We start from the raw sequence: 1,109 nt of genomic DNA, 5'->3' as shown, positions 1-1,109 counted from the left end.
GTTCGAGATGCGCCGGCGCCTGCCCGATCCTCGGCTTCAGGGCATTGTGTCGGACATTTGCGGCTATCGCGAAATGACGCCCGGCCATATGCGCAACGTCGAATACGCGTCCCTCACCGTGCCGCTGGTCTTCAACTTCGCTGAACCCTTCGCCATCGGCCTCGGCAAGGCGCCCGGCGACAATGACCGCTTCGCCAGTTTCGCCGCCGGCCTCTTTGCCGGACCGGTGGTGATCGAATCCTTCGGCGGCGCCTGCTGCGTCCAGGTCAACTTCACGCCGCTTGGCGCACGCCGTTTCTTCCGCCTGCCGATGAGCGAACTGGCCGACAGCATGGTCGTCCTCGACGACGTGCTTGGCGCGCAAGGCTTGGCGCTGCGTGAAAAGCTTGGCAACGCGCCGGACTGGACGACGCGTTTCGACATGGCCGAGGCCTTCGTCACCGCCCGTCTCGAGAATGCCGCCGAGACGCCGCTTGAAATCGCCTGGGCCTATGACCGCATCATCGCATCCGGCGGCCGGACCCGCATTGGATCGATCGCCGAAAGGCTGGGCTGGAGCCGCAAGCATCTCGCCGGCAGTTTTTCCAACGCCATCGGCATCGGCCCCAAGACGCTGTCGCGCATCGTCCGCTTCAACCGGGCGCTCGGCCTGTCGAGACAACCGACCGTCGACTGGGCCGGCATCGCCGCCGATTGCGGCTATGCCGACCAGGCGCATCTGGTGCGCGAGTTTCGCGACCTCGCCGGCGAAACGCCGACCGCGCTCTCTGTCAGGTAACATTTCTTCAAGACCCTGGAACGGCCTTCGAGCAGGGTGGCTTGTCGAGCAACCCAAGCGAAGGAGGTTCCCATGCCAACCACCACTGAAGCGCCCCGCATCTACCCCGCTTTGCGCTACAAGAACGCGGCAAGAATGATCGACTGGCTGGGCGAGGCTTTCGGCTTCAGCGTCCGTGCCCGCTATGGCGAAGGCGATGTCGTACACCATGCCGAACTGGTCTTCGGCTCCTCGATGATCATGCTGGGCTCGGTGCGCGACGACGACTACGGCAAGATGGTCGGCGAACCCGGCTCAGGCGGCGGCAAGTCGATCTACATTGCCGTCGACG

General features: G+C 64.7%; 1 protein-coding gene and 1 pseudogene. Both read left to right on the top strand.

From position 1 onward, the window contains the following. Positions 1-778 (top strand): AraC family transcriptional regulator (locus EN750_RS35620; RefSeq protein WP_245482908.1); only part of this gene is annotated, 778 nt, incomplete at its 5' end. Positions 779-850: 72 nt separating this feature from the next. After that, a pseudogene (locus tag EN750_RS35615) lies at positions 851-1,109 on the top strand (glyoxalase); the annotation flags it as partial.

It is taken from the genome of Mesorhizobium sp. M7A.F.Ca.ET.027.03.2.1 (assembly GCF_003999175.1).
GTDB lineage: Bacteria > Pseudomonadota > Alphaproteobacteria > Rhizobiales > Rhizobiaceae > Mesorhizobium.
This window is presented reverse-complemented; position numbering and strand designations above follow the sequence as displayed.